The sequence below is a fragment of the Paenibacillus sp. OT2-17 genome (genome assembly GCF_009827695.1).
Classification (GTDB): Bacteria; Bacillota; Bacilli; order Paenibacillales; family Paenibacillaceae; genus Paenibacillus; species Paenibacillus polymyxa_B.
Window position 1 is genome coordinate 1 of the sequence record NZ_WUDQ01000302.1, and the last position, 4,398, is coordinate 4,398.

A 4,398-nucleotide genomic window follows, 5' to 3' on the forward strand; every position below is an offset into this window, starting at 1 on the left:
GACACTTGCCAATCAAGTGGGCACCATCGTGTGCACTAAAGTTGGAGCGATTGCAGCCTTGCCGTCGTTGGAAGAAGTTAATCGTTTCGTAACGCATTGAATCAAGCATTGCAGTGTATGAACAGCAAAAGGTGTCCAAAGATCCCAAAGGTCGTTGAACAACTTTTTTATGTAGAGATCCGTTATCATTGAAAGGTTCTACTGATTGGAACAACCTTTCAATGAATTACGGGAAGCTTGGTGATTTAAGAGAAGATTGGAATATTCCCACGAGTGATAATTAGTATCCAGCGTTACTGTGGTTTCAGCCAGAACCGTTCTATTCCCGTCAATTTCGTGCCCCTACTTCAATCGCACCTATTGTATTTTTGAATCCCCCTGAATGGTAAGTGTTTTTATTATTATTTTATTTTTAGGCAAACGTTTTACTATATCAATTTATCTTCAAAAAACTATCTTATATATTCTTTTTATAATAGTATTGTAAGCGTTGACATTTAAATAACTTATGATATTATGTGTTTGTAAAACGTTTTACTAAATGGAGATGATGTGATGAAAAAAGTATTTTACAAACCGAAAGACGGATGGGTTGGAGATGTGATCCCGTTCTATGACAATGGAGAGTACAAGCTCTACTATCTCCATGATCAAAGAGTTGGCGGAGATTACGGAAATCATACGACGTGGAACCTACTCACAACCAAAAACGGCTTGGATTTTGAAGATTATGGAGTAGTTCTGCCCAACGGGAGCGAAGCCGATCCCGACCGGAATGCATATACCGGTTCAGTGATTAAAGACCCGAATGGCATTTATCACCTTTTCTACACCGGGCACAATCCTAGCGCTGAGTTTTGCATTGATGGAAAGCCTTTACAAGTCATTTTGAAGGCAACCGGCACCGATGGAATCCATTGGACGAAGGATGAAAATTTTAAGCTTTATGGAGACGCAGTTATTTATGAGCAATTCGATTGGCGCGATCCGTTTGTGTTTTTCAACGAAGAACGGCAAGAGTACTGGATGCTCGTCACTGCGAGGCAAATGAACTCTTCCGAAAAGAGAGGCGGTTGCATTGCTCTTCTCACTTCACATGATTTGGTACAATGGCGTTTTCGGGAGCCGTTTTACAACCCGGACAAGTACATCACTATGGAATGTCCGGATTATTTCAAAATGGGAGACTGGCACTATCTGGTCTACTCGACGTTCAGTGAAAAGTTTGTGACACATTACAAAAAAAACAAAAGCATTAAAGGCGTGTATACCTCCCCTATTCTGGATACTTTTGACGGCAGGGGGTTTTATGCGGCGAAAACGGCTTCGGATGGCCAACAAAGATACGCTTTTGGCTGGGTTCCTTCCAAACAAGGTGCAAGCGATTACAGTGACTGGGAATGGGCCGGAACCTTGGTCGTTCATGAGGTTTATCCAAACGATAACGGCGATTTGCTCGTAAGGATGCCTCAGTCGATTTATGAGCATTTTAATACCGAAGTAGTCATTATTCCTGAAGCGGAGAAAAACTGTCGCCACACTGGAAGCCAATTCGAACTAGAGTCTCCCGATGGACTGGCTTACAGCGTATTCAATGAATTACCTTCCCAAGTCCTGATTGAAGCTTCGTTTACGGACTGGAAAGAGACCAAAGACTTCGGCATCGCGCTGCGAACTGACAAAACTCTCGACATAGGATATTTCATCAAATTTGATCCATTCCACAATCGAGTTGCATTCGATATGTGGCCAAGAACCGAACCCGGTTTTTTCCAATGGCAAATTGCTGGTGATAAACCGCAAATGATCGAACTGGAAAGACCATTTCCGTTTAGCCAGCACGACCGGATTACGATAAAACTGATTTTGGAGGATGACATCCTGTGTCTGTATGTCAACGCTGTCATTGCAATGACAACACGGGTCTATAACTTCAAAACGGGCCACATCGGTTTTTTTGCAAACGAAGGCTCCGTTAAAGTCTATGATGTCAAGCTCAAGACGGCAGCAAAAGGTTAGAATTACAAATCTTCAAAAAATATTTGTAATGATATATATAATGGGAGGTTTTAAAATGGAGAAAATAAGAAAAGTGTCGAAGATCGTCTCACTTCTCACTATTTTTGCATTGATTGCAACTACTCTCGCAGGTTGCGGGGGGGCTTCCGGAACTAACGCGGGCAAGCAGCAAAATTCGTCAGATGCCTCCAACGGCAAAACGATTACATGGTTGTCGGCTCGTCCAGCAGACGGAGCGATCGTCCAAACGATCCGAGAGCTGGCAGACCGGTATACGAAAGATCATTCCGGATTCAAGCTGGATATTCAAGTGACGTCCGATAGACCTTCCTATTTAACTAAGCTGAGAACGCTCGTCGCTTCCGGCGAAGCTCCAGAATTTATTGATATGGACGCCGATCCGTACGCCCAATAATTGGCAGATGCCGGAATGCTGGTTGATATGAAGAAATTCCTGAATGAACAAGGATTGTACGATCAGTTCTACGAACCTGCGCTGAAATACCAGCAATTACCTGATGGAAGCCTGTACCTTCTCCCTTTGGAGTATCATTTGGAAATGACTTGGTATAACAAGAAAATATTCGCGAAAAATAACCTTACCGTTCCCAAAACCATTGATGAGATGCTCACGGTTAGTAAGGCGCTTAAGGACAAGGGGATTACCCCGATCGCCGTTGATGGCGTTGATGTTTGGCCCTTGCTGCGCTATGCGGCCATGATTCCTTTCCGAGCTACCGGAAATGAATTTGCCCGTAACCTGAGCCAAGGTAAGGCCAAAATGACCGACGAGGTCGGAATGAAAGCGGCGAACTTTGCCTACGAGATCGGCCAATACTTTCAGGAAGGGTTTGCCACGACGGATTATACGACAGCCAAGAACATGTTCCTCAACGGTGAAGCTGCTATGTATAACATGGGTACCTGGGAAATCCCGTCTTTCATAGACAAAAATCTGCCGGAAAAACTTAAAGGCAACGTCGACTATTTCTACCTGCCAACCATTGATAACGCCAAAACGCCGGATAACGAGTTTTTTGGAAACAGCGGGATCGGCCTTGCTGCCACAACCAGCAAATTCGACGAAACCACCAAGGACTTCCTAAGTTATGTCTTGAAAAATTACAGTGACGTCTACGTAGCTAAACAGCAGATGTCACCGCTCAAATTTACGATTAAAGACGAGTCCCAATTCTCCAAACTGTTCCTCCGGATTAAAAAGGATATGGATAACTACGGTTCAGAATTTGCCAAGCCTTGGGATACCTTGCTGGATGCCAATACGAACTCCGTCATGAGCGATTTAATCATCAAATTGACGATGAGGGCCACGACGCCGAAAGAATTCGCCAAGCAAGTCGACGACACCATTGCCCAAAACGTCACCAACTAGTCTTTACATGCAGACAAACTGCCAGCCACCCGGTCATTCAGGGCCGGGTGGCTACCTTTCACTCAGTCTGTCAATACAAACAAATGGGGAGATTCTATATGAATGTACTCAAGGACAAGAAGGCATGGTTAATTTTTATCACGCCAGCCTTGCTATTTTATTTAGGAACCGTCTTTGTCCCAATCATTCAGTCGCTGAATTACGGCTTTCAAGATTGGAATGGAATAAAGGATGCCAGGTACATTGGTCTGGGCAACTATATCAAAATGTTTAAAGACCCCTACTTCTGGAATTCCGTGCAAAATAACTTGGTGTATGTCGTGATCGTGGTACTCATGCAAGTGTTTATCGGTTTGTTTTTCGCATTACTGCTCTCTTACATCAAAAAAGGAGCCGGCATTTTCAGAACATTGTATTATTTGCCAGCCGTGGTAGTCACCGTCGCTATCGCGCAGATGTTCCGTAACTTCTATTCCCTGCAGCCGCTGGGCTTGCTAAACATGTTCCTGGATTGGATCGGATTGGGCCACTTGCAAAGTGCCTGGTTATCCAATCCGCACACCGCATTGATCGCAGTATCCATTCCCGAAGGCTGGCGCTTTACAGGCATGTATATGGTTATTTTTTATGCGGCCCTGATCGCGATTCCGAAAGAGATCGAGGAGGCTGCAACCATAGACGGTGTTAATGGATGGCAGCTGATTCGATATATCAAATTGCCGAGTATCAAGCATGTGCTGAGTTTGGCCCTTATCATGTGCACTACCGGTGCGCTAAGAGGTTTCGATATCCCTTATATCATCGGTCTACCGGGTTCGACGACTGAGTTGGTCACGACTTATATGTACAAAAGAGCGTTCTCAACCAATCAATACGGATATGGAAGCTCGATCGCCGTATTTATCGTGATCGAAAGCCTGCTTGCCGTTCTTCTTATCCGGGCCATATTCAATTCCAGGAAAGGAGAAGCATAACATGCGATCCAA

Annotated in this window: 4 protein-coding genes; all 4 read left to right on the top strand. The window is 44.4% G+C overall.

Translation table 11 applies throughout. From position 1 onward, the window contains the following. Positions 1-555: 555 nt before the first annotated feature. Complete coding sequence (locus GRP75_RS19955) at positions 556-2,019, top strand: GH32 C-terminal domain-containing protein (protein WP_160790158.1); 1,464 nt, start codon at positions 556-558, stop codon at positions 2,017-2,019. 55 nt (positions 2,020-2,074) lie between these two features. Beyond that, positions 2,075-2,434 carry a hypothetical protein gene (locus GRP75_RS29925; RefSeq protein WP_237449115.1) on the top strand — a complete coding sequence of 120 codons (360 nt, stop codon included), beginning with the start codon at positions 2,075-2,077 and terminating at the stop codon, positions 2,432-2,434. After that, positions 2,435-3,412 carry an ABC transporter substrate-binding protein gene (locus tag GRP75_RS19960; RefSeq protein ID WP_272917224.1) on the top strand — a complete coding sequence of 326 codons (978 nt, stop codon included), beginning with the start codon at positions 2,435-2,437 and terminating at the stop codon, positions 3,410-3,412. A gap of 98 nt (positions 3,413-3,510) precedes the next feature. Continuing rightward, positions 3,511-4,386: a carbohydrate ABC transporter permease gene (locus GRP75_RS19965; RefSeq protein WP_160790159.1), complete on the top strand. Its 876-nt coding sequence runs from the start codon at positions 3,511-3,513 to the stop codon at positions 4,384-4,386. Positions 4,387-4,398 lie beyond the last annotated feature (12 nt).

Bases quoted from the DNA above. Each gene is read 5' to 3' on its own strand.
- GRP75_RS19955 (WP_160790158.1), top strand. From the start codon at position 556: ATGAAAAAAGTATTTTACAAACCGAAAGACGGATGGGTTGGAGATGTG.
- GRP75_RS29925 (WP_237449115.1), top strand. From the start codon at position 2,075: ATGGAGAAAATAAGAAAAGTGTCGAAGATCGTCTCACTTCTCACTATT.
- GRP75_RS19965 (WP_160790159.1), top strand. From the start codon at position 3,511: ATGAATGTACTCAAGGACAAGAAGGCATGGTTAATTTTTATCACGCCA.